At 63.6% G+C, this 24,710-nt stretch carries 20 protein-coding genes; 5 read left to right on the top strand and 15 right to left on the bottom strand.

The genetic code is table 11. The features are described from left to right. Nucleotides 1-10: 10 nt before the first annotated feature. The gene (locus tag ACWGTO_RS19020) at nucleotides 11-1,336 is read right to left on the bottom strand and encodes an NAD(P)/FAD-dependent oxidoreductase (protein ID WP_454576342.1); all 1,326 of its coding nucleotides are present in this window, start codon (nucleotides 1,334-1,336) and stop codon (nucleotides 11-13) included. A gap of 224 nt (nucleotides 1,337-1,560) precedes the next feature. On the opposite strand from ACWGTO_RS19020, the gene ACWGTO_RS19015 reads away from it, so the two are divergent. After that, nucleotides 1,561-2,037: an Lrp/AsnC family transcriptional regulator gene (locus tag ACWGTO_RS19015; protein ID WP_135901704.1), complete on the top strand. Its 477-nt coding sequence runs from the start codon at nucleotides 1,561-1,563 to the stop codon at nucleotides 2,035-2,037. Nucleotides 2,038-2,063: 26 nt separating this feature from the next. Here the strand turns inward: ACWGTO_RS19015 and ACWGTO_RS19010 are convergent, their stop codons facing one another. Next, entirely contained in the window at nucleotides 2,064-3,005 is a 942-nt protein-coding gene (locus ACWGTO_RS19010) for a LysR family transcriptional regulator (protein ID WP_454576341.1), read from the bottom strand. Between the two features lie 72 nt (nucleotides 3,006-3,077). Between ACWGTO_RS19010 and ACWGTO_RS19005 the strand changes: the two genes are divergently transcribed. After that, nucleotides 3,078-5,153 carry an oxidoreductase gene (locus ACWGTO_RS19005; RefSeq protein WP_454576340.1) on the top strand — a complete coding sequence of 692 codons (2,076 nt, stop codon included), beginning with the start codon at nucleotides 3,078-3,080 and terminating at the stop codon, nucleotides 5,151-5,153. 36 nt (nucleotides 5,154-5,189) lie between these two features. Here the strand turns inward: ACWGTO_RS19005 and ACWGTO_RS19000 are convergent, their stop codons facing one another. The 7 genes from ACWGTO_RS19000 to ACWGTO_RS18970 form a co-directional block, all read right to left on the bottom strand. Next, nucleotides 5,190-6,839: an ABC transporter ATP-binding protein gene (locus ACWGTO_RS19000; RefSeq protein ID WP_454576339.1), complete on the bottom strand. Its 1,650-nt coding sequence runs from the start codon at nucleotides 6,837-6,839 to the stop codon at nucleotides 5,190-5,192. Then, entirely contained in the window at nucleotides 6,836-7,681 is an 846-nt protein-coding gene (locus ACWGTO_RS18995) for an ABC transporter permease (RefSeq protein WP_454576338.1), read from the bottom strand. The genes ACWGTO_RS19000 and ACWGTO_RS18995 overlap by 4 nt, the downstream gene beginning before the upstream one ends. 2 nt (nucleotides 7,682-7,683) lie before the next feature. Further along, nucleotides 7,684-8,634: an ABC transporter permease gene (locus ACWGTO_RS18990; RefSeq protein WP_454576337.1), complete on the bottom strand. Its 951-nt coding sequence runs from the start codon at nucleotides 8,632-8,634 to the stop codon at nucleotides 7,684-7,686. 88 nt (nucleotides 8,635-8,722) lie between these two features. After that, nucleotides 8,723-10,333: an ABC transporter substrate-binding protein gene (locus ACWGTO_RS18985; protein ID WP_454576336.1), complete on the bottom strand. Its 1,611-nt coding sequence runs from the start codon at nucleotides 10,331-10,333 to the stop codon at nucleotides 8,723-8,725. A 66-nt stretch (nucleotides 10,334-10,399) separates the two neighbouring features. Then, a complete protein-coding gene (locus ACWGTO_RS18980; RefSeq protein ID WP_454576492.1) occupies nucleotides 10,400-11,092 on the bottom strand; it encodes an HAD-IA family hydrolase in 693 nt (230 codons plus the stop codon). 266 nt (nucleotides 11,093-11,358) lie between these two features. Beyond that, nucleotides 11,359-12,732: an aminotransferase class III-fold pyridoxal phosphate-dependent enzyme gene (locus tag ACWGTO_RS18975; protein ID WP_454576335.1), complete on the bottom strand. Its 1,374-nt coding sequence runs from the start codon at nucleotides 12,730-12,732 to the stop codon at nucleotides 11,359-11,361. A gap of 14 nt (nucleotides 12,733-12,746) precedes the next feature. Then, nucleotides 12,747-13,580 (bottom strand): GNAT family N-acetyltransferase, encoded by an 834-nt coding sequence (locus ACWGTO_RS18970; RefSeq protein ID WP_454576491.1) that lies wholly within the window; start codon nucleotides 13,578-13,580, stop codon nucleotides 12,747-12,749. Nucleotides 13,581-13,899: 319 nt separating this feature from the next. Between ACWGTO_RS18970 and ACWGTO_RS18965 the strand changes: the two genes are divergently transcribed. Both ACWGTO_RS18965 and ACWGTO_RS18960 read left to right on the top strand, forming a co-directional pair. Further along, on the top strand, nucleotides 13,900-14,568 hold the full coding sequence (locus ACWGTO_RS18965) for a haloacid dehalogenase type II (RefSeq protein ID WP_454576334.1): 669 nt from the start codon (nucleotides 13,900-13,902) through the stop codon (nucleotides 14,566-14,568). 71 nt (nucleotides 14,569-14,639) lie between these two features. Beyond that, complete coding sequence (locus ACWGTO_RS18960) at nucleotides 14,640-15,914, top strand: NAD(P)/FAD-dependent oxidoreductase (RefSeq protein WP_454576333.1); 1,275 nt, start codon at nucleotides 14,640-14,642, stop codon at nucleotides 15,912-15,914. A 102-nt stretch (nucleotides 15,915-16,016) separates the two neighbouring features. Here the strand turns inward: ACWGTO_RS18960 and ACWGTO_RS18955 are convergent, their stop codons facing one another. The 6 genes from ACWGTO_RS18955 to argE form a co-directional block, all read right to left on the bottom strand. Then, nucleotides 16,017-17,471, bottom strand: coding sequence for an NAD-dependent succinate-semialdehyde dehydrogenase (locus ACWGTO_RS18955; RefSeq protein ID WP_454576332.1), 1,455 nt, complete (start codon nucleotides 17,469-17,471; stop codon nucleotides 16,017-16,019). A gap of 17 nt (nucleotides 17,472-17,488) precedes the next feature. Further along, nucleotides 17,489-18,532, bottom strand: coding sequence for a tartrate dehydrogenase (locus ACWGTO_RS18950; RefSeq protein ID WP_454576331.1), 1,044 nt, complete (start codon nucleotides 18,530-18,532; stop codon nucleotides 17,489-17,491). A gap of 10 nt (nucleotides 18,533-18,542) precedes the next feature. Then, nucleotides 18,543-20,006 (bottom strand): aldehyde dehydrogenase family protein, encoded by a 1,464-nt coding sequence (locus ACWGTO_RS18945; RefSeq protein WP_454576330.1) that lies wholly within the window; start codon nucleotides 20,004-20,006, stop codon nucleotides 18,543-18,545. Between the two features lie 149 nt (nucleotides 20,007-20,155). Then, nucleotides 20,156-20,569, bottom strand: coding sequence for a cupin domain-containing protein (locus ACWGTO_RS18940; protein ID WP_454576329.1), 414 nt, complete (start codon nucleotides 20,567-20,569; stop codon nucleotides 20,156-20,158). Beyond that, nucleotides 20,454-21,377: a 2-hydroxyacid dehydrogenase gene (locus ACWGTO_RS18935; protein ID WP_454576328.1), complete on the bottom strand. Its 924-nt coding sequence runs from the start codon at nucleotides 21,375-21,377 to the stop codon at nucleotides 20,454-20,456. Before ACWGTO_RS18935 ends, ACWGTO_RS18940 begins: the two co-directional genes overlap by 116 nt. 12 nt (nucleotides 21,378-21,389) lie before the next feature. Further along, the gene (argE, locus tag ACWGTO_RS18930; protein ID WP_454576327.1) at nucleotides 21,390-22,514 is read right to left on the bottom strand and encodes an acetylornithine deacetylase; all 1,125 of its coding nucleotides are present in this window, start codon (nucleotides 22,512-22,514) and stop codon (nucleotides 21,390-21,392) included. Between the two features lie 241 nt (nucleotides 22,515-22,755). Between argE and ACWGTO_RS18925 the strand changes: the two genes are divergently transcribed. After that, nucleotides 22,756-23,658 (top strand): GNAT family N-acetyltransferase, encoded by a 903-nt coding sequence (locus tag ACWGTO_RS18925; protein ID WP_454576326.1) that lies wholly within the window; start codon nucleotides 22,756-22,758, stop codon nucleotides 23,656-23,658. Nucleotides 23,659-24,710: the final 1,052 nt, after the last annotated feature.

The raw sequence follows: 24,710 nt of genomic DNA, 5'->3' as shown, positions 1-24,710 counted from the left end.
AGATGATATCTCAGAAATCGGCGACCTTGCCCCAGACCGACCCATCGAAGCGGCGCGGGTCGTAGGATGTCGCATCGACGATCGGTTCCGACCCGGTCACCAGATCGGCGACCAGATGCCCGGCGCCGGGTCCGATGCCGAAGCCATGTCCCGAAAAGCCGGCGGCGAGGAAGAAACCCGGAACGCTGTGGATCGCGCCGATGGCCGGCACGCCGTCCGGCGTGCTGTCGATAAAGCCGGCCCAGGCAGCTTCTATCCTGGTCTGGCGCAGTGCCGGCAGCAGCTCGAGCGCGCGGGCATGGGTCAGGCGAATGGTCGACCGGTCAGGAGCCGGATCGAGGATGCGCATCCGCTCCATCGGCGTCGGCCGGTCGAGCCGCCAGCGCCGCAGCGTTTCGTGGCCCGAACGCATGCCTTGCAAGCCGCCAGGCCCAAGGCTTCGCCAGCGCTTCAGGAACATGGGCACGAACTGCGACGAGAAGCGCAGCAATTGCGGCGTCATGTCGACGCGTCCGCGCCCGCTGATGGCGAGCGTATAGCCGCCATCGCCGCGACGGGTGGTCGATATGCTTTTCGTGTGCAGCGCGTCCGGCAACCCCTCCGCGCCGGGCGATACGGACAGGATGGAAGAACGCACCGATGCCTGCGGAAAGCGGAAACCGAACTGGTGGCAGAAGGAAGAGGCCCAGGCGCCGCCGGCCATCACAGCGACCTTGGTCCGGATCGTTCCGCTCTCCGTGACCACGCCGCTCAGGCGCCCACCCTCGGTTTCGATGCCGCGCGCGGCGCAATTCTGATGCACCGTACCGCCAAGCTTGACGATGGCGCGGGCGACCGCGGGTGCGGCTCGCGACGGATCGGCGGTGCCGTCGGTCGGCGAGAAGACGCCGCCCTTCCAGCTCCGTCCCGTGGCGCGGCCTCGCTCACCGGCCTCGGCGCTGTCGAGCATGTGCGTGGTGACGCCGGCTGTCCTGGCAAAGTCGCGCCAGCGCGCCCAGCCGGCGAGTTCGGCCTCGTCATTGCTGAGATAGAGCAGACCGCAGCGACGAAAGCCGGTGTCTTCCCCGGTCTCCGCCGCAAAACTGTCCCACAGGTCGAGGCTGCGTGTTGCCATCGGCAGCTCGCGGGCGTCGCGGTTCTGCTGGCGGCACCATCCCCAGTTCCTGCTCGACTGCTCGGCGCCGACGTGTCCCTTTTCGACCAGCGCGACCTTCAGACCGCGCCGGGCCAGATAGTAGGCCGCGAAGACCCCGACGATGCCGGCGCCGATCACCACCACATCGGCGGATTGCGGCAGTTGTCCGGACGTTTCGATTTGCTGCAGCGGCGCGCGCATGGTTCTCCCTGCCTTGCAGCGCCACTCTATCGCGTCGCGCTGGCAGGCGCTGCCGCAGTTGCGGTCGAAGCAGAATTTTATTCCGGCAGCCGCATCGAAATCGCGAGTCCCTGCGTTTCAAAGCGGTATCCGCTCGGATGGACAGGCCAGCGGGCTGTGGTAGTCTCGACGGTCACCAGCAAGGCAGCATTTTGTGCTGCTGTACTCTTCCCCGGAGGCAAATCGTGAAACTGGATCGGATCGATATCAAGATTCTTCACGAGCTGCAGAAGAACGGCCGCATCACCAATGTGGAGCTGGCCGAACTGGTGCATCTGTCGCCGAGCCCATGCCTGATGCGGGTCAAGCGGCTGCAGTCCGAGGGCTACATCGAGGGCTATTCGGCTCAGGTCAACATCGGCAAGCTCGGCCAGACGCTGACCGTCTTCACCGAGATCACCTTGAAGAACCACCGCCAGGTCGACTTCGCCCGCTTTCTGGCCGTCGTCGAGAAGATCGAGCAGGTCATCGAATGCCATCTGGTCTCAGGCGGCTACGACTATCTGATGAAATTCGTCACCTCCGGCATCGGCGAGTATCAGACGATCATGGAGCGGCTGACCGACATGGACATCGGCATCGACAAGTATTTCTCGTTCGTCGTGCTGAAGTCCCCCATCGTCAAGGCGCACATGCCGCTGCCCAGCCTGTTTCCGCGGTAGCCGGCGGTTGCGTCGCCGGCAGCCTGCTACAGAATACCGGGCCGCAACATCGCGTTCAAAGCAGTCAGTTCGGCTTGCATCTCGGCGATCATCCAGACGCTGATATCGGAGACGACAGGCCGTACCGGGCGTGAGCGCGGCGCAATCAGCCGATGGATCCGGCCCGTGTTGATCTGCCTGTCCGATGCCGGAACCAGCGTTCCCTGCAAAAGCGCCCTTGAAACGTTGCTCAGCCAGCCGAGCGCCACGCCTTCGCCGTTCATCGCGGCCTGCAGGACAACGGCGTAGTCGGAAAATTCCAGCCATTTTGCCTTGCTGGTCTTACGGTCCGCCACATTGCCCCAGGCGTCCAGCCACTGCTCCTTGGCATCGGTCAGGTGGAGCAGGACATGGCCTTCCCCGGTTCCGGCATGCGCCAGCCTTCCATGGGCCGCCAGATAGGATGGGCTGCACACCGGCACGATGATTTCCGGCGAGAATGGCCAGTGGTGATAGTGCGTGTCGTCATCGGCGAGGATTCTCGTGGCAAGGTCGACAGTCTCGGCAGGCCCGCGCAGGACGCCAGCGATCAATTCGAACCGCAGATCCACATCGGGAAATTTTGCGTTGAACGCGCCCAATCTCGGAACGAACCAGTATGTGGCGAGAGAACTCGACAGCGACAGCGTAACCACCGGCTTCGCCGCGCTTTTCTGCCTGATTTCCCCGATCACCTCCTCAATGCCGTCAAATCCCTTCCTTACCACCGCGTAGAGGGCACGCCCTTGCGGTGTTGGGACCAACCCCGTTGGTCCTCGCGTGAAAAGTGCGACGCCAAAATCGGCTTCGAGCTGGGCGATGCTGCGGCTGACGGAGGGCTGCGTAACATTGAACTCGCGCGCTGCGGCCGTGAAGCTGCCCGTCCGGACAGCGGCCTCGAAGACCAGCAATCCGCGTGCGGAAGGAACGAGTTTTGCAAAACCGGCCATACGCTGAGCGTATAGCCGCCCCAACAATTTTCAAGCTTTCTGTGGCTCTGCAAATGGCGAACTATACAGCTCATGAATGGGGTGGAGCAGAACGTGAAGGCAACCACATCTCAAGCGGGCGGTACATCGACCGATCCCCTTTTGCAGCCATTCCGGCTCAAGGGTCTGACGCTGCGCAATCGCGTCATCAGCACCAGCCATGCCTCGATGCTGGACGAGGGCGGTCTGCCGCTTGAGCGCTACCAGCTTTACCATGAGGAGAAGGCGCGCGGCGGGCTGGCGATGACCATGGTGGGTGGCTCGGCAATGACCTCGCCCGATTCGAGCTGGGGCGGCGGACAGCTCGACCTTTCAAGCGATCGCATCGTGCCTCATCTGCAGTCGCTGTCGCAGCGCATCCACCACCACGGCGCGGCCGTGATGTGCCAGGTCTCGCATCTTGGCCGGCGCGCCACCGCCTATGCTGGGAATTGGCTGCCGCCGGTGGCGCCATCGCGTGTTCGCGAGACGCGAAACCGTAATTTCCCGAAGGAGATGGATAGCGCGGATATCGATCGGATCGTCAAGGATTACGCGAGCGCCGCCAGGCGCTGCCTTGACGGTGGGCTGGACGGCGTCGAAACCGTCACCGGCGGCCATCTGATCGGTCAGTTCCTGTCACGCAGAACCAACAGGCGCACGGATGCCTTCGGCGGCTCGCTCGAAAACCGCGCCCGCTTCGGGCTCATGGTGCACGAGGCGATCCGCCGGGCGGTCGGCGACGATCTCGCCGTCGGTATCCGGTTCGTCATCGATGAAGCGACCGACGACGGTTCGGATTTCGAGGAATGCCTTGCCTTCGCTCGGCTGTTCGAGCGCGAAGGCCATATCGATTTCTTCAACTGCATCTTTGGCCGCATGGACACCGATTTGTCGCTGGCGGAGCAGAACATGCCCGGCATGTTCACCCGCAGTGCGCCGTTTCTGCCGCTGGTCGGGCAGTTCAAGCGGGAGACCCGGCTGCCCGTCATCCACGCCGCGGCCATCAGGGACGTGGCGACGGCGCGGCACGCAATCCGCGAAAACCTTGTCGATCTGGTTGGCATGACGCGGGCGCATATTGCCGACCCGCACATCGTCAACAAAATGATGCGCGGGGAAGAAGATCGCATCCGCCCCTGCGTCGGCGCGTCCTACTGCCTCTACAAGAAGGTGCAGTGCGTTCACAATCCGGCCAGCGGCCATGAGACGATCATCAGCCATACCATCGACCGGGCGGAAACGCAGAAACGGGTGGTCGTGGTCGGTGGTGGTCCAGGCGGTATGGAAGCGGCAAGGGTTGCCGCCGAGCGCGGACACAGAGTGAGCCTGCTCGAAGCCGGTGCACGGCTCGGCGGACAGTTGCTCGTCGCGGCCTCTGCAGTCGATCGCAAGGATCTCATCGGCATCGTCGACTGGCGCGTCGATGAACTCGCCCGGCTCGGCGTGGACGTCCGTCTCAACATCTATGCGGATGCAGAGGCAGTTCTGGCCGAAAAACCGGACGCGGTCATCGTGGCCACCGGCGGCATGCCGGACATGGAATGGCTGGAGGGGGCGGAACATTGCGACAGCGTTTGGGACGTGTTGACCGGGGCCGTGCCGGCGAAGGACGACGTGCTGATCTATGACGAGACCGGACGCCAGGCCGCCATTTCATGCGCCCTGCATCTGGCCCGCCTAGGGCGCACAGTCAGCCTGGCCATGGCGGACGACACCGTGGCGATCGAGACACCCTATCCGGACAAAGTGAGTTTCCGAAAACTTGCCTCGGAACTCGGCATGCGCGTCGTCGGCGACCTGCGCCTCGTCAAGGCAGTGCGCCAGGGCAACGGCATCGCCGCCAGGTTCCGGCACGAGCTCACCGGTGCGGAAACGGAGATGATCGCGGCGCAGCTCATTGTCGAGCGCGGCACCGTGCCCATGGAAGATACCTACCAGGACTTGCGCGCCCTCTCCGCCAACAACGGCATCACCGACATCGCGCTCATGACAGGAGCGAAGGCGAGGGAAGGCGATAGCGCCCAAGTCGCTGGACCATTCGTCCTGCACCGCATTGGCGACGCGGTTGCCAGCCGGGATATCTACTCATCGATCTATGAGGCCTACCGGCTCTGTTCGCAATTGTAGACACGCGGAACGTCGGCAGCATTCCCTGGTAATTGTCTACCGATGGCCGTACTGCTTGACGAGCTCCGGGTCGCGCACCAGGCCGTCGAGCCAGGTCGGGTCGAGCTTCGGCACTGAGGAGAACAGCAGCTTGGAATAGGGGTGGGTGGCCGCCTTGACCTTGTCGGGCGTGATCTGCTCCACGCGTTCGCCATTGTACATGACCATGATCTCGTCGCAGATCGCCTCGACCACGGAGAGGTCGTGGCTGATGAAGATGTAGGAGAGCCCCAGTTCGCGCTGCAGTTCCTTCAGCAGTTCGATCACCGCGGATGCCACCACCGTGTCGAGCGCCGAAGTGATTTCGTCGCATATGATGAGCTTCGGGTTGGCCGCCAGGGCGCGCGCGAAGTTGACGCGCTGCTTCTGTCCGCCTGACAATTCGGATGGGTGGCGGTAGCGCAGCGCCTTGGGCAGGCGCACCATGTCGAGCAGTTCGTCGACGCGCTTCGAGCGCGCCTGCTTGTCGAGCCGGTGATAGAAGGCCAGCGGCCGGGCGATGATGTCCTCCACCGGCTTGGCCGGATTGAGGGCGGTGTCGGCATACTGGAACACGATCTGCATTTCGCGCAGCTGGTCCTGGCTGCGATTGCCTGCCGCGCGCTGCAGTTCCCTGCCATCGAAGACGATGTCGCCGGCCGCCGCCGGATGGATGCCGGCGATGACCCGCGCCAGCGTCGATTTTCCGCAGCCGGATTCGCCGATGACGCCGAGATTGCGTCCTTTTTCCACCACCAGGCTGACGGAATTGACCGCGCGGATGAGCGGCAGTCCGTCCTCCCGCACCGCGCCATAGCCGGCGGTCACATTGTCGATGCGCAGCAGCTGGTTGGTCGCGGCCTCCGCTTGTGCTTGACGCGGTTTTGGCTCGAAAGCGGCCAGCAGTTCGCGCGTATAGGGGTGCTGGGCAGCCGAAAGAATTTGAGCGGTCGTGCCGGTCTCCTGCACTTCGCCACCCTTCAGCACGACGATGCGATCGGCAATCTGGGCGACGACCGCGAGGTCGTGGGACACGTAAACGCCGGCGATGCCGCCCGCACGCATCACCGACTTGAAGGCCTTCAGCACGTCGATCTGCGTCGTCACGTCGAGCGCCGTCGTCGGCTCGTCGAAGATGACCAGCTTGGGGTCGCCAATCAGCGCCATGGCCGCCGACAGCCGCTGCAATTGCCCGCCCGAGACCTGATGCGGATAGCGCGCGCCGATCCCATCCGGGTCCGGCAGCGACAAGGCCCGGAACAGCTCGACCGCGCGTTTTCGAGCCTGCTCGGGCGGCATCAGCCTGTGGATGCGCGTGACCTCGATCACCTGCTCCATGATGGTGGACGCGGGGTTGAAGGAGGCGGCCGCACTTTGTGGGACATAGGCGATGTCGGTGCCGCGCAGCTTCGCCCTTTCCTTTTCGGAAAGTGCCGCCATGTCCTTGCCGTTGACGTTGATCGCGCCACCGGTGATCCGGCAGCCCGGCCGCGCATGGCCCATGAGCGAGAGCGCCACCGTCGTCTTGCCGGAGCCGCTCTCGCCGATCAGCGCGATGATCTCGCCATCGGCGATATCGAGGCTGACGCCCTTGATGATGTCGACGACGCGCCCGGCATCGGTGGTTGCCTCGATCCTGAGATTCCTGACCTCGACGAGATTGGTCATGCGTCCCGGTCCCTGATCTTCTTCGGCAGATTGTCGATCAGCAGGTTTACGCTGATGGTGAGGCTGGCAATCGCCAGCGAGGGCACGAGGACGGCAGGGGCCGCGAAGGGCAGACCGCCGATGTTCTCACGCACCAGCGCGCCCCAGTCGGCGAGCGGCGGCTGCAGGCCGAGCCCGAGGAAGGACAGGCCGGACAGCAGGAGCACGATGAAGACGAAGCGCAGGCCGAAATCGGCCAGCACCGGGCGGATGATGTTGGGCAGGATTTCGGAGCCGATGAGATAGAGGGTGCTTTCGCCGCGCACGCGGGCGACGGTCATGAAGTCCATGGTGTTGATGTTGACGGCGAGCGCCCGCGCGAAGCGGTAGGCGCCAGGGATGTAGATGACGGCGAGCGTCAGGATCAGCACCGGGATCGACGAGCCGACCGCGGCGACGACCACCAGGCCGAACAGCTTGCTCGGGATGGAGTTCATGGCGTCGAGGAAGCGGCTGAGGCAGGTGTCGAGCCAGCCGCCGGTGACGGCCGCGATCATGCCGAGCACCACGCCCGAAAAGCAGGCGATGGTGACGGCGGCGAGCGAGATGCCGACTGTATAGCGTGCGCCCATCAACACGCGCGAAAGCATGTCGCGGCCCAGATAGTCGGAGCCCAGCCACAACCCTTGGCGCATCGGCCCAAAATAGTCGTCGTCGACGATGTCGCCGATCGAATGGGGAATGATGTAAGGCGCGAAAATGGCGATCAGCGTCCACGCCAGGATGATCAGCCCTGCGATGACGCCCACCAGATTGTAGCTATGGCCCAGGAAGGATCGTCGGGAGGCTGCCGCGTGCGCCATGGTTATCTGAGCCTCGGATTAGACATGATGGCGATGATGTCGGCGGCGGTGATGAGCAGGAGATAGCCGAGGCAGAAGATCATCGCGCAGCTCTGGATCAGCGGCAGGTCACGGGTCGCGACCGCATCGACCATCAGCTTGGCGATGCCGGGATAGTTGAAGATCGTCTCGATGATGATGACGCCGCCGACCAGATAGGACAGCGACAGCGCCACCGCGTTGACGATCGGGCCGAGCGCGTTGGGCAGCGCATGCTTCAGCACCATGCGGCTGCGCGACGCGCCCTTGAGAAGCGCCATCTCGACATAGGGCGTGGAGAGCGTCTCGATCACCGCGGCGCGGGTCATGCGGATCATCTGGGCCGAAATGACGAAGGTGAGCGTGATGACCGGCATCGCATAGATGCGCACCAGATCGGTCAGCGAATGAGCCTCATTGACCGAGGACAGCGCCGGCAGCCATCTGAGATAGACGGCGAACACCAGCACCGCCAGCGTCGCGACCATGAACTCCGGCACGGAGATGATGCCGATCGCAAGAATGGTGACGGCGCGGTCGTAGACCGAGCCGCGCAGCATCGCGGCGGTGATGCCCAGCGTCAGCGCAAGCGGCACCGAGAGCAGCGTGGTGATGCCGGCGAGCTCCATCGTGTTGACGAAGCGCCCGCCGATCAGCTTGGCGACCGGCATCTCATTGGCATAGGAGGTGCCGAGGTCGCCGTGGAGCAGGCCGAAAAGCCAGCGCAGAAAGCGCAGGATCGCTGGATCGTTGAGATGCATGGCTTCGCGCAGGCCGGCGACCGCCTCGGGGGTCGCCGCCTGGCCAAGCAGGATCGACGCCGTGTCGCCGGGCAGCATGCTGGTGGCGAAAAACACCGCGAACAGCACGATCAGAAGGGTGACGACGGTGGTCGCCAGCCGCTTCAGCACGAGGTTGAGGACCCCGGATTTCATGGAAGCGCTCCCTGCTGCCGCGTGCGGCCGGTTGATCTCGCGCAAGGCAATGCCGGAGGCCGGCCGAGCGGCCTCCGGCAGGCGCCTCTCAGGCTTCGAGCCAGAGGTATTCCGCCATTGCGTAGCCCATCATGCCACCGAGCGGGTTCGCTTCCAAACCCTTCACCTTGCTGGAAAGCGCATCCACGTTGGAAATGTAGGCGGGGATGATGGTGCCGGCCTCTTCGGAGATCATGGTCTGCATCTGGCCGTAGATTTCCTTGCGCTTGGCCTGGTCGAGCGAGCCGCGCGCCTCGATCATCAGCTTGTCGAACTTCTCCGATTTGTACTGGCTTTCGTTCCAGGGCGCGTTGGAGGCGTAGAGCAGCGAGAACAGGATGTCCGGCGTCGGGCGCGGATTGATGTTGCCGAAATGGATCGGCGCCTTGAGCCAGTAATTGTCCCAGTAGCCGTCGGCCGGGACGCGTTGGACGTCGAGCTTCATGCCGATTTCCGCGCCGGCTGCCTGGATGATGACAGCCATGTCGATCGACGAGGTCGCGGCGTCGGAAGCCACCACCGGGATGGACTGGCCGAGCAGGCCCGCCTTCTGGAAGTGGAACTTTGCCTTGTCCGGGTCGAACGCCTTCGGCTTGAGGTCGGCATTGTGGAAGATATTCGCCGGCGAAACGGGCTGGTCGTTGCCGACTTCGCCAAGGCCGCGCAATGCCGATTTGACGATCTGTTCGCGGTTGACGAGATACTTCATGCCGGCCACGAAGTCGGCATTCTTGCCCGGATCCATGTCGAGCCGGATGTTGAGGTCCGTGTAGTTGCCCGCGGTCGTCTTCGACAGTTCGAAGCCCTGCTGGCTGTCGAGCAACTTCATCGAGCGCGGATTGATCGAGGCGGCGAAATTGATGTCGCCGGAAAGCAGCGCGTTGACGCGGGCGCTGTCGTCGCTGATGGCGATGAACTCGAAGGAGTCGAGATAGGGCCTGCCCGACTTCCAGTAGTTCTTGTTCTTGGTGACCACCGAGCGCACGCCCGGCTCGAACGTCTGCAGCACGAAGGCGCCGGTGCCGTTGCCCTTGGAGAAGTCGGTGGTGCCGTCCTGGACGATCATGAAGTGATGCAGCGCCAGAATGGTCGGCAAGTCGGCATTCGGATCGGCAAGCGTGATCTCGACGGTCGATTTGTCGACCGCCTTGAAGCCGGTCATCTGCGCGGCGATCTTGGCGACCTTGGAGCCGACCGCCGGATCGAGATGACGCTTCATCGAGAAGACGACGTCGTCGGCGGTGAGGTCCTTGCCGTCGTGGAAGGTGACGCCCTTGCGCAGCTTCACCGTCCAGGTCTTGGCGTCCTTGCTGTCGAAGCTTTCAGCCAGCTCCATCTGCGTGACACCGTCCTTGTCGAGAAAGGTCAGGCGATTGTAGAGCGAGCAGCAGCGGACATAGTCGGTGGAGAGCGACGCCTTTGCCGGATCGAGCGTGTCGGCGGTCGAGGACGACCAGCCGGCCGCCTTGAAAGTACCGCCGGAAACCGGCGTCGCGGCGACGGCATTGGTGGCGCGGCCAAGCACCATGCTGCCCGCGGCAACCGCGGCGCCGCCGGCCAGCAGCATCTTGAGGAGTTCGCGGCGGCTCGCGCCCCGCCGGATGGCGCTTTCGACCATGGCATCGTCCGCGCTGGTCCAGTTGGTGATCTTGTCGGTCATGTCATTCCCCTTTCTGTTGATTTCTCTGTCCGGATGCTCGTCTTGCCGCGCGCTTTCCGGCCTGGTTCAGGTTCGTTCCTTCAGGCTTTCCCGCACGGCCGCCGCCAGGGCCGCCATCGAGGTGAAGTGGTAGTCCGGCTTGGTGAAGCGTTCGGGCTCGATCGTGCCGCCATAGCCCTTCTGGGCGTGTCGGCGCTCGATCCAGCAATTGGTCATGCCGAGCGCCCGGGAGATGCCGATGTCGTGGTACTGGCTTTGCGCGACGTGCAGGATGTCGTCCTTGCTGTCGCCTCGGGCAGCCACGAAGTCGAAGACCTTCTGGAAGAACGCCGGATCCGGTTTCTCCGTTCCGGTATCGTCGGCGGTAAAGGTGGCGAAGAAGGGCGATCCGAGCTGCTTCTCGAAATGGTCGAGCGCCCAGCGCCGGGCATTGGTCATGGCGATCAGCTTGTGTGACTTCGCAAGCTCGGCCAATGCCGCTGCGCTGTCGGGAAAGCCTTGCCAGGCGCTGGCGGAGTCCCGCAGGCGGACGCCGTATTTCTCTTCGGCCGGCAGGCCGAGTTGCGGCGCGATGACCATGTAGACACGTACGAGATCATCGGGGAACAGGCCCGCATCGGGCATGTAGCGGGCCTGCCGATACAGGGCCAGCGCGGCTTCGGCATCGACGGAAACGCCAGCGTCGGCGGCAATCCCGGCCAGGCAGGTCGTGATGCCACCTTCGAAGTCAATCAGCGTGCCGACGACGTCGAAGGTCATGTATTTGAATTCGCTAAAGCCCCTGGCCAAGACTGGCTCTCCTCTGCGCGCGGCCGAAATGCATGTGCTGAACAGAACAAAATTCCGTGCTGTCCGGGGCGTCGGCCTTTTTCGAGTGCCCGGAAATACGGGCTTCTGGCCTTGTCTTACCTGTAGTCTGGCACTTCCCCCGCGCTGGATTCGCCGAAAAGCCGCGGGACCGCGGCACAAAATTGCGAAATCGTCCGCCCCGGCGATATTTCGAGATGCGAAGAAATCGCCGCCTTTCATGCCATGGCCTGACGGACATCTGGATCGGCCAGCGTCTGGTCAAGCGTTCGGCGCGTGCGCTCGATGATCGCATCGATATCGCTGTCCGTGCAGCAGAGCGGCGGTGCGTAGCCCAGAACCCCATGCGCAAAGGCACGGATGATCAGGCCGTTGTCCCAGGCCCTGTCGAAGACCCGCCGCGCCGGCATCGCCGAGGCGGGAAGCGGCGTCTTCTTCTGCTTGTCGGTCACCAGTTCGACCGCGGCAAGCATGCCGCGACCGCGCACGTCGCCGACCAGCGGATGGTCGCTCAGTTGCTCCAATCCTGCCATCAGCCGGGCGCCGGCCTTGATGCCGTTCTCCAAAAGGCCGGTCTCATAGAGCTTCAGCACTTCGAGCGCGACGGCGGCGCTGACGGGGTGGGCGGAATAGGTGTAGCCATGGCCGACCGCCGAATTGCCGGCGCCATCGGCGATCACGTCATAGACATGATCGGCCATGAACACGGCGCCCATCGGAACATAGCCCGAGGTCAGCCCCTTCGCCGTCGTCATGAAATCGGGAACGATGTCCTCTTCCGTGCAGGCGAACAGGGGACCGGTACGGCCGAACCCGGTGATCACCTCGTCGGCTATGAACAGGATGCCGTACGACCGGCAGAGTTCGCGTATCGCCTTGATCCAGCCCTTCGGCGGCACGATGACGCCGCCCGAGCCCTGGATCGGCTCGGCATAGAAGGCGGCAACCCGCTCCGGTCCGATCGTCTCGATCTTGACCTTCAGCGCGGCAAGCGACGCGGCGATGATCGAGCTGCCGTCTTCGCCAACCGGGTTGCGGTAGGGATAGGGCGACGGGATCTTGTGCTGCCATTCGAAGGGAATGCCGAAACCGGCGTGAAAGGCGGGGAGCGCAGTCAGGCCCGCGCCGACCACCGATGACCCGTGATAGCCCTGCTCGATCGAAATGAACTGGTCGCGCTGCGGCTCGCCCTTGGCATTCCAGTAGTAGCGCACGAAGCGGATCGTGCTGTCGACCGCGTCCGACCCCCCGAGCGTGAAATAGACATGATTAAGATCCCCGGGCGCGCGCTCGGCGAGCTCCGAAGCGAGCCGGATGGCCGGCTCCGAGCCGAGGTCGAAATAGGCGGTGGCATAAGGAAGCTCGCGCATCTGCCGGGTGGCGGCCTCGACGATGCTGTCGTGGCCGTAGCCGGCATTGACGCACCACAGCCCTGCGAAACCGTCGACGAGCTGCTTGCCGGATGCATCGGTCACGGTTGCGCCCCTCGCCGATTTCAGCACCCGTACGCCAAGCGCCTCATGGCCGCGATAGGACGAGACCGGATGGATGAGATGGGCGCGATCGAGTTCGATCAGGGAATTGGCGAGCATTGATATCCTCCGAACTAACCGAGCGCCTGGTTGGCGAGGGCGTAAACTTTTGGCCGGGCCGCGTCCTGCCTAGACGGACGGTCCATGGTCACGCCGCCGCCGACATGAGCGAGGCCGATTTCAGTGAGCCAATCGGCGAGGCCGGTCCTGCTGTCGGTATCCAGACGCAGGAAGGCGCCCGTGCGCGACGCGGCGAAGAAGCTGATCAAGGCCCTGGCGTCGTAGATATTTCCGGCGATGACCGGGCCGATCACCTCGCCGCGCCCGAACGGACGGATCGCAGCATAGGCCTCGATGTCGCCATTGCGGCGGATGACCGCGAAATGCCCGCGCTCGGCCAGCGCATCGATCAGGGTTTCGCGGTCGGCGCCATAGGCGTCGCGGTCCATGGCCTTGATATCAGGCAGGTCGTTGGCGCCTGCAGCCTCCACGCCGCCGGGAGCGCTCAGCGCTGCGACGCTGCCTTGATGCTGCACGATGGTACCGGAAGGCACGAAGCCCAGTTTCTCGTAGAGAGGCATGCCGTCTCGCGTCGCCACAAGCCGCAGCGGACGGTCCTCGGCAAGCGCGATGGCCTGTTCCATCAGCCGGCGGCCGAGCCCCTTGCCCCGCACATTCCTGTCGACGATCACCATGTTGATCATGGCGCAATCATCGCCATAGGGCGTCACCAGGATGGTTCCGGTGACCTGACCCTGGTCGCCGAGCGCAACCACGCCGCTGGAGAGCTGCAACGCCATCTGCCAGTCCTGCGGGCGATGCGGCCAGTTCTCCTGACGAGAAAGCGCCACGGCACCCTCGATATGATCCGGTCCGAAGTCGCGGATTTCGATCTCGTCCTGCTGCATGAGCCGTCCTTCCGTCTGCCCATAAGTCTCGACCATCATCGCGCCGCAGATCGTCTGAAGGCGTCGGCTTCGGCGATATCTTTCGCCGTAGCGCGAGGCGTGCGCCGCATCTTGTGCTGGCGCCGTCTGCTGCGGACGTGTTTCCAGGTCTAGGAAGGCGCTCCGATTGGCCGTCAACATGCTACAGCGTGCCAAACCGGACGGCGGATACGGAACTTTCTGCTTTCGGAAGGGCCATTTCGGTCAGTTGGCTCGACGCCTGCCCGCTTATGATGAAGGACATCCATCCTTTGTGTGCTTCCACCGGAGATCGACTGCTATGGCTTCCTTCAGGCCCAAATACATCACCTTCGACTGTTATGGCACGTTGACCAATTTCCAGATGGCGGAAGCGGCGCGCGATCTCTACGGCAGCCGGCTCGACGAACCGCGCATGCTGGAATTCATCAAGAACTTCGCCGCCTATCGGCTCGACGAGATCCTCGGCGACTGGAAGCCTTATGCCGACGTCGTCCACAATTCGCTTGAGCGGGCCTGCAAGCGCAACGGCGTCGCCTTCAGCCCCGGCGATGCCAAAATGGTGTATGAGCGTGTCCCGACCTGGGGCCCCCACGCAGACGTTCCTGCCGGCCTGGCCAAGGTCGCCAAGGAAATTCCGCTCGTCATCCTGTCAAACGCCATGAACGCGCAGATCATGTCCAATGTCGAGAAGCTCGGCGCGCCCTTCCATGCCGTCTACACCGCCGAGCAGGCGCAGTCCTATAAGCCCCGCTTCAGGGGATTCGAATACATGCTCGACATGCTGGGCTGCGGCCCTGAAGATGTCCTTCACTGCTCGTCCTCGTTCCGCTACGACCTCATGTCGGCGCACGATCTCGGCATCAAGAACAAGGTCTGGGTCAATCGCGGCCACGAACCGGCCAATCCGTATTATGGCTATGTCGAGATCCCGGATATATCGGGCCTTCCGGGCGTGGTCGGTCTCTAGAACAACAAGCGCGTAGCGCTTGCCCTTGGGAATTGCGTCAAGACAAAAAGTCTAGAACAGGCGGGTTGCCGATGAAACTGCTCTCCTACTGGCACGACACGGCCCCTGTCTTTACCGGCGGGGCACCAGGCCCGGTCGAGGGGCACTACGATGTCGCTATCGTCGGCGGCGGGTTCACCGGCGTTGCCGCCGCGTACCGGCTGGCCAAGGCCGGCGCCAAGGTCGTCGTGCTCGAGGCGGAGCGGGTCGGCTGGGGGGCGTCCGGCCGCAATGGCGGCCATCTCAACAACGGCCTCGCCCACAGCTATCTCTCGGCCAAGGCGGAGCTCGGCAAGGAGCGCGCCATCGCGCTTTATCGGGCGCTCGACGATTCCGTCGACACAATCGAGGCGCTGGTCGTCGAGGAGGGTATCGACTGCAATTTTCGCCGCGCCGGCAAGCTGAAGCTCGCCTCCAAGCCGCAACACTTTGAAGCGATCGCCCGCAACTTCGAAGCCATCCACGCCGAGGTCGATCCAGACACGGCGCTGCTGTCGGCGGCCGATCTCAAATCGGAGATCGGTTCGCCCTTCTATGGCGCGATGCTGTCGAAGAAGAGCGCCATGATGCATATGGGCCGCTATGTCACCGGCTTGGCCACGGCCGCAGCCCGCCATGGCGCGGTCATTCACGAGCACACTCGGGTGACGGAGCGCAAGCAGGTTGGCGTCAGGCATGAGCTGACGACCTCGCGGGGCAAGATGAGCGCCGACAATGTGCTGGTGGCGACCGGCGCCTACACGACGCCCAATTTCGGCTATTTCCGCCGCAGGATCATTTCGGTCGGCAGCTTCATCATCGCCACGCGGCCGCTGAGCGAGACCGAGATCGCTGCCACCATGCCGGGCAACCGGACCTGCGTGAACTCGATGAACATCGGCAACTACTTCCGGCTTTCGCCCGACAATCGCCTGATCTTCGGCGGCCGCGCCCGCTTCTCGGCGACATCGGACCAGCGCTCAGACGCCAGGAGCGGCCAGATATTGCAGGCGAGCCTGGCCACGATCTTCCCGCAGCTGGCCAAGGTCGATATCGACTATTGCTGGGGCGGGCTGGTCGACATGACCAAGGACCGCTTCCCGCGCGCCGGCTATCATGACGGGGTCTGGTACGCGATGGGCTATTCCGGCCACGGCGCCCAGCTGTCCACGCATCTCGGCATGATCATGGCCGATACCGTGCTCGGCCGCGAGGACCGCAATCCGCTGAAGGGGCTCGAGTGGCCCGCCATTCCCGGCTATTCCGGCAAGCCCTGGTTCCTGCCGATGGTGGGCCTTTACTACAAGGCGCTGGACCGGATTCAGTAAGGCAGTAAGGCAGTAAGGCAGTAAGGCAGTAAGGCAGTAAGGCAGTAAGGCAGTAAGGACTCTATTCCCTACTGCCCTACTGCCTTACTGCCCTATTCCCTACTACCCTATTCCCATATGAAAACTCTTCATCTCCAGATATTCCTCGATGCCGGCCTGCGCGCCCTCGCGTCCAAGACCTGACTGCTTGACGCCGCCGAAGGGGGCGACCTCGATCGAGACTGAGCCGGTGTTCAAACCCACCATGCCGAACTCCAGCGCCTCGCCGATCCGCCAGGCACGTCTTAGGTTTTCGGTGTAGAAGTAGGAGGCAAGCCCGTAGGGCGTGCCATTGGCCAGCGCGATCGCTTCCTCTTCCGTCTCGAACCGGAAAAGCGGCGCGACCGGGCCGAAGGTTTCCTCACTGGCGAGCTGCATGTCATGCGTGGCGCCGGTCAGCACCAGCGGCGCGACATATTGCGAACCATCCGGCAGGGCCGGCTTGTTTGTGATGATCGACGCACCCTTTGCGAGCGCGTCCTCGACATGGCGGTTGATCTTCTCGACCGCTGCCATGTTGATCATCGGCCCGATGGCAACGCCGGGCTGCGTGCCTGGCCCCACCGTCATGGCGTTGACGCGGGCTGTCAGCTTCGCGGCGAACACATCATAGACGCCGGCCTGGACGAGGATGCGGTTGGCGCAGACGCAGGTCTGGCCGCCATTGCGGAATTTCGAGATGAGCGCGCCCTCGACGGCGAGATCGAGATCGGCGTCGTCGAAGACGATGAAGGGCGCGTTGCCGCCGAGTTCGAGGCTGAGCCGCTTCACGCTGTCGGCGGCGCCGCGCATCAGCAGCGAGCCGACCCGCGTCGAGCCGGTGAATGAGATCTTGCGGACCGTCTCGTTGGCCATGATCTCGTTGCCGATTTCCGTCGGCATGCCGGTGACTATGTTGATGACGCCGGCCGGGATGCCCGCGCGTTCGGCGAGCACGCCGAGCGCCAGCGCGGAATAGGGCGTGAACTCGGACGGCTTGATGACCATGGTGCAGCCGGCGGCCAGCGCCGGCGCGACCTTGCGGGTAATCATCGCGTTGGGAAAGTTCCACGGCGTGATGATGCCGCAGACGCCCACCGGCTCCTTCAGCACGATGATGCGGCGGTCCGAGGTGGGCGAGGGTATGGTATGGCCGTTGATGCGACGCGCTTCCTCCGCGAACCATTTGACGAAGGAGGCGCCGTAGCGGATCTCGCCCTTGGCCTCGTCCAGCGGCTTGCCCTGCTCGGTGGTCAGGATCAGCGCCAGATCGTCGAGATGCGTCAGCATCAGCCCATGCCAGGCTTCGAGCAGCGCCGCGCGCTCGGCATTGGTCTTCTTGCGCCAGTCCCGATAGGCGGCAGCCGCGGCTTCGATGGCCGCGCGGGTCTCCGCGCCGCCCATGTCGGGCACTGTGCCGATTGCCGATTGGGTCGCCGGGTCGAGAACGTCGACCGTCTTGCCGGAGCCGGCGGCAACCCAGTTGCCGCCGATCAGGCCGGCTTCGCGAAACAGATTTTTGTCTTTCAGGTTTTTCATCGGAAACGACCTTGCAATCAGGCGAGCGCGGCGACGACGGCGGCCGTAATGGCCTCCGTCCTGTCCTTGCCCGGAGTGGTGCCGATGCCGCGCGCGGTTGTCGCTTCCACGGCTTTCATGATGTTGCGGGAGGCGGCTGTTTCGCCGAGATGTTCCAGCATCATCGCGCCGGACCATATGGTGGCGATCGGGTTGGCGATGCCGAGATGCGCGATGTCGGGCGCCGAGCCATGCACCGGTTCGAACATGGACGGCGCCGAGCGAGTGGGATTGATGTTGGCGGAAGCGGCATAGCCGAGCCCGCCCTGGATCGCCGCGCCGATGTCGGTCAGTATGTCGCCGAACAGGTTGGAGGCGACGACCACGTCGAGCGTCTCGGGCGCCATGATCATGCGCGCGGCGAGCGCATCCACGTGATAGCTGGTGACAGTGACATCAGGATACTCCGCCGCCAGCTTGCGCGTGATCTCGTCCCAGAACACCATCGAATATTTCTGCGCGTTCGACTTAGTGACGGAAGCGAGCTTGCCGCGCCGCGCCCGCGCCTGTTCGAAGCCGAAGCGCAGGATGCGCTCGACGCCGGTGCGGGTGAAGATCGAGGTCTCCACCGCCACTTCGTCGAGCGAACCGTGATGCACGCGCCCGCCGGCGCCCGAATATTCGCCTTCGGTGTTCTCGCGGATGCACAATATGTCGAAGCTCTCGGCGCGCAACGGACCCGTCACACCCGGCAGCAGCCGGTGCGGCCGGATGTTGGCGTACTGCACGAATGCCTTACGGATCGGCAGCAGCAGGCCGTGCAGCGAGACCGAATCCGGCACTTCCGCCGGCCAGCCGACGGCGCCCAGAAGAATGGCGTCGAAGCCACGCAAGGTTTCGATGCCGTCTTCCGGCATCATGCGGCCGGTTTCCTTGTAGAATTTGCAGGACCAGGGGAACTCGGTGCCCGTCAGCTTGAAGCTTCCCTGTTTGGCCACCGTTTCCAGCACCGTCCAGGCGGCGGCAGTGACATCAAAGCCGATGCCGTCACCGGGGATCAAGGCGATCGAATAGGATTTCATCGGCGTCTCTCTAGAGGCTGATCAGGACGCTCTTGGTCCTGCGATTGGCGAGATAGGCTTCGCGGCCGAGGTCCTTGCCGATGCCGGAGCGCTTGTAGCCCCCCGTCGGCAGGATGTGATCGCGCGAGCGGCTGTAGCGGTTGACCCAGACGGTGCCGGCTTCGAGCCTGCGCGCCAAGCGGATGGTGCGCGACAGATCGGACGTGAACAGGCCGGAAGCCAGTCCGTACGTCGGATGGCTCGACAGCGCCAGCGCCTCTTCCTCGCTCTCGAAGGTCTGTACGGTCAGCACCGGGCCGAAGATTTCCTCAACGATGGCGGGGTTGGCCTGGTCGACATCAGTGATAAGCGTCGGCTCGTAGAAATAGCCGGGATGGTCCATGCTGTTGCCGCCGGTCAGGCATTCGCCGCCGGCCGCGACCGCGTCGCGCACGATGCTGTCGATACGCGCCCGTTGGCGCTCCGAGATGATGGGCGAATACTGCGTCGCCGCGTCCCAGGTCGGGCCGGGCCGCGCCGCCTTAATCTTCTCCAGGATGGCCGCTATCAGCCTGTCGGCGACGCCCCTCTCGACGATCAGGCGCGTACCGGCCACGCAGGCCTGGCCGGCATTGAAGGTGACGCTGCCGGCGATCGCGGATGCCGCTTTGTCGAGATCGGCATCGGCAAAGACAAGCTGCGGGCTCTTGCCGCCGAGTTCGAGCGTCATCGGCTTGACGCCGGTGCGGGCGACATTCTCCATGATCGCCGAGCCGGCGCGGGTCGAGCCGGTGAAGCTGACCTTGGCGATCTCGGGATGACCGGTCAGCGCCGTACCAGTCGTCGGACCGTCGCCGAGCACCACGTTGATCAGCCCGGCAGGCAGGCCAGCCCTGACGGCGAGCTCTGCCATATATACGGCTGAGAAAGGTGTCATTTCCGACGGCTTCAGCACCACCGCATTGCCCGCGGCCAGTGCCGGACCAAGTTTCCAGCCGGCCATCGAGATAGGAAAATTCCAGGGCGTGATCGCGCCGACCACACCATAAGGTTCGCTCATGATCATGCCAAGGGTGACGTCGTCCGTGGGTACGAGCTCGCTGCCTTCCTTGTCGGCGAATTCGGCAAAGAAGCGGATCTGCTCGGCGGTCACCGCGATGTCGCCGGCGACGAGCTGGCCGACGGGCCGTGTCGAGCACAGAGCCTCGATCTTTGCCAGCGTTTCGGCTTCCGCCTCGATCAGGTCGGCCCAGACCTGGAGTGCCTTTGTGCGCTCGCGCGGCCGAACACCGCCCCAGTTGCTGGCCTTCAACGCCGCCTTGGCGCTCTCCACAGCCCGGTCGACCATATCGACGTCGGCTACGGGGCTGGCGGCGTATGCCTTGCCATCCGAGGGTCGGCGCATCTCGATCGCACCCTCCGCCGCGATGAGCTCTCCGCCAATGAAATGGCCGACAGGAAGGGAGACGGTATCCGGATCGAAGCTCAACTTCATAGGCGACCACCTTGCAGCATTCTGCGGGAGCCTAGCGCGGGCAGGAGCGTAGCATGCACCGTTCGACGATCAGTCGCGGATGATTGTTGCGTGCTAGCGATGAAGGACGGCAAAATCTTTTGCGGGGCCAGCACCTCGCTCGCACGCCATTACCCTACCGTGACGTAGATCTTGCGCACCGTTTCAATGGTCTTCCAGACACCGGTGAAGCCGGGTTTCATCACGAAGCTGTCGCCGGCGCGGTAGGTCACCGCCTCGCCGCCGTCGGGCGTGATTTCAATCACGCCAGTGAGGATATGGCAGAACTCGAAAGTCTCCCCCTTGATCGAGCGCGTCTCGCCGGGCGTCGCTTCCCAGACGCCGGTATGGACGAGATCGCCCTTGGCCGCGTCCTGCGCCCAGGTCTTGAAAGCAGGCTCGCCAAGGGATGGCCTTTCAGGTTGGATTTCAATAACCGCGCGACCGGTCGACGAGCCCGATGGGGTCGAGGCCGGCGCGGTGGCGTCGGATGTTTTCGATGACGGCGCGCGCAGCGGTCGCGGGCTGGGTGACGCTGGCGACATGCGGAGTCAGGATGATCTTCGGATGCGGCCAGAACGGATGGCCCGCGGGCAGCGGTTCGGGATCGGTCACATCGATCATCGCCGCCGAAAGGTGGCCGCTGTCCAGCGCGACGAGAAGCGCTTCATGATCAAGCTGCTGCCCGCGACCCGTGTGGACGAGCGCCGCGCCCTTGGGCAGTCTCGCGAACAGGTCGGCATCGAGGAAACCGCGCGTGTCTTCGGTCAGCGGCAGAAGGCAGATGAGTATGTCGCTGGCCGCGAGCATCTCCTCCAGCCCCAGTTCGCCATGATGACAGGTCACGCCCTCGATCCGCCGCGGCGAGCGGCTCCAGCCCGCGAGCGGAAAGCCGAAGGGCTTTAGGCGATCGAGGACGGCTTGGCCGAGTTGCCCGAGTCCGAGGACGCCGATCAGGCGCGACCCGGCTTGGAGTTGCCCGATGTCGCGCCATTGGCCGGCGCGCTGCTGCGCCAGATAGGCGGGCAGGTTGCGATGCAGGGCGAGCACGGCAAGCGTCACATATTCCTGCATCATGCGCACGATTCCTTCCTCGATCGTCCGCACGATCTTCACCTTCGCCGGCACGGCATCGAAGCGAAACTGGTCCACGCCCGCGCCCAGGGAAAACAGGATTTCCAGGTTCCTGTAGCGCGCGAGGTCTTCTGGCGCGGTCCAGGTAATGAGATAGCGTACCGCGTCGGGATCGACCGTTGTGGAATCGATGGTAAAGGGGACGTCCGGCAGTTCTTTGGCGAAGGCTTCGGCGAAGATCGCCCCGCGCCGCGCATCGGAATTGAACAGGAATGTCATTCCGGTTCCCCTTCAGGCCGCGCAACGCGCGCCCAGCGCCTCGATCAATCGCTGGCAGGCGGCGAGTTCGCTGGTGAGGATGTATTCATCCGGCTTGTGGGCTCGGCCGATGTCGCCGGGACCACAGATGATCGCATCGATCCCTGCCGCCTGGTAGAGCCCGGCCTCAGTGCCGTAGCTGACGGCGGCGATCGGTGTTTCGCCGGTCAGCTCTTGCAGCAGCGCCGCCACCGGCGCGTCCTGTGGCAGCGACAGCGCCGGATAGGCGCTGAGCGGCGTCCATTCGACCCGAAAGCCGTCGGCCTCACAGGCCTCTGCCTTCGCCCTTGCCGGTGCAAGCAGGCTGGCCGGGTCGACGCCCGGAATGGCGCGCGCCTCCAGCTCCAGCGTGCAGCTGTCGGGAATGATGTTGACCGACCGTCCGCCCTTGATCACGCCAGCCTGCAGCGAGGAATAGGGCGGCTCGAAGGCCGGGTCGAACGGGCCATACGTCAGCCGCTCGGCTTCGCTCACGATCGCAGCCAGCGTTTTGGCCATGGCGTGGAGGGCGTTGAGGCCGAGGTCGGGTCGCGAGGAATGGCCGGAGCGCCCGTTGATCGTCACACGGGCGGCCGCCTTGCCCTTGTGGCCGCGCACGGCGCGCAAGCCGCTCGGCTCGCCGACGATCACGCCGAGCGGCTTGGCGCAAAGTTCGGCAAGGCGGGGGATCAAATGCGGCACGCCGCGGCATCCCACCTCTTCGTCATAGGAGAAGGCGAAATGGATTGGCCTGGCAAGGCGCAGCTTCGCCAGCATGGGCACGGCCGCGAGCACCGCGGCCAGAAACCCCTTCATGTCCGTGGTGCCGCGCCCATAGAGCCGCTCGCCCTCCCGGCGCAGCGTAAAAGGGGCCGAGCTCCACTGCGGTTCGCCGGCGGGGACGACGTCCATATGGCCGGACAGGATGTAGCCCGGGACATCGGCAGGGCCGATCGTCGCGAAAAGATTGAAACGGTCGCCTTCCGGCCCCGGCAGCACCGTGACCTGCGCCCCGTGCCCCGCGAGGTAGGCCTCGATCCAGTCGGTGATGTCACAGTTCGGCTTGCCGGCGACCGATGGGAAGGCGACGAGACGGTCGAGGATGTCGAAGACGTCCATTCCAGCCCTCAAAGCATATCGGGATCGCCGGGATCGATGCCGACGATTGTGTGCTGCTACATTTCCGCAGAGGATGTCTGCGTTCTCGCGCGATTGCGTGCCGAAAGCGGAAATGTTTCAGTTGAATCTTGCGTTGGCAGGGGGCTTTCGAGCAAATCGTACGGGCCTGTTTGTTTAGCGTTGGTGGACAAAGGGCTGTTGCGGCGTGTCGCCGGTCAATTTGCGGGGATATTTCAGAGGCATGGACTTGAAGCCGTCCGGAAACTTGAAAATCGACACCTTCTCGATGCGTATCGGCGACATCGAAGGCGTCGAGCTGGACCGGCTGCATGCACTCTCGCTCTCCGTGGGATGGCCGCACCGCGCCGAGGATTGGCAATTCCTGCGCGAATCGGGAGAGGGGTTCGTGGCGCTCGACGAGATCGGTCGGGTTCTCGGCTCGGCCATGTGGTTCGCACATGGCACCGATTTCGCCACCGTGGGGATGGTCATCACCTCGCCGCGACTCCAGACGCTGGGAGCGGGGCAATGGCTGATGAAGCGGGTCTTCGACAAGGTCGCCGGGCACGATTTGCGCCTTAATGCAACGCGCGCGGCAAGACGGCTCTATCTCTCGCTCGACTTCCAGCCGGAGAAGACCGTTTATCAATGCCAGGGCATCGCCCGGATGCAGACGATGGCTGGGCCGGCAGATATTCGAGGCGATGTCCGGACTTTGGACGCAAGGGACATTCCCGCGACAATCGCGCTCGACGCGGCAGGATTTGGCGTGAAGCGGGCGGCACTCATCGAAAGGCTTTTCGCGCACTCCGCCGGCTATGGTCTTTTCAAGGGTGACAAGCTGAACGCGTTCGCGCTTTGTCGGCCGTTCGGGCGGGGCCATGTCGTAGGGCCGGTCGTGGCGGAAAGTGACGCCGACGCCGTGGCGATCGTGCGGCCGCACGTGGCCGAGCATTCGGGGTCATTCCTGCGCATAGACACCCACATGGACAATGGCGAGTTCGCCGCGTTTCTGTCGCACAGCGGAATGCCGGTTTTCGACACGGTGCTCACCATGTCGATGGGCAAGCCCCTCGACGATTTTGCCGTCGGCGGCTCAACTGGACTGGTGACCTATGCGCTTGCCAGTCAAACTCTCGGGTAGTTGAGTCGAGGCAGGCGCGGCTGTTCAGGCCTTCACAGGCACTCTTGTGGCGCTAGGATAACTAACATCCAAAAGTACGGTTTCTGCAGCTATACCTGGACCAAACGCAGCAGACCAAAGTGGATTGTCACAGCCTTCGAAGTTACCCAAGGCAGGCGTGCATCAATGCATATCTAGCCAAGTTTTGACGATGAAAGCGTCGCGGAACCATACGGAACGATACGGGAAGACTTCTGATTTTGGCCCACGAAAAAGCCAATGAAATCAACGATCTTATTACGTCCTCCGGGCCCACCATTAAGTCTGCCAGTTTTGGTGTGTTTTCGGCCGTCTCAGAATAGTGCCGACATTTCCGTAGGTTAGCGGCGCCTTGGCGGCAACGCTTGGCGGAGACGCCGCCTCCTAGGCCCATAATGTCCCGAATTCTGGGGTTCGTCTCTGGGGGCCCATTTCCGTAGCCAACTCTTTGGAAAAGCGATGCTCGCCTGATGGTCAGAATCAGAGGCCGATGAGGGCAGCCTGATCGGTCCAGGCGAGGGGAAGTGCCGACAGCCGTGTCAGCCGATGGGCTTCGATCGGCTGGTCACCAGCAATGATCTTCGAAACGATTTTCGGCGATAGAAATGCCAGCGGCAGTAGCCTGCTTACCTCAGAGACTGGTCGCATTCGCGATGCCCGCCATCGCTTTCCGTTTGCCGCCGGGCAGCGATTGCACGGTCGAATTCGACACAAACTGAAGCGCTCCGACCTCCAGCCTTTCTTATGTGTGCACCGGATTCGCCATTTTGCTGCGAGATCCAAGAAGCAGACGCTCGAAGGGCGAGCTATGGGATCGTGGGCGTGAATGAACGAATCATGATGAGATATGGAAACTAGGAAAAAACGCAATTAAGTCAGATACCTTTGTAGACGGATACCGCTCTCAACAGCCAAAACAGCGTCGACTTACGTGGCAATGTCCCACATATTGACGTTAAATTAACATCGCGCTATGGTTCGTTTGATCCGTCGGGTGCCATCGCTTGTATCATCGTTACTCGTTGATTGTCGCC

The organism is Mesorhizobium sp. PL10, from assembly GCF_053714315.1.
This window is presented reverse-complemented; position numbering and strand designations above follow the sequence as displayed.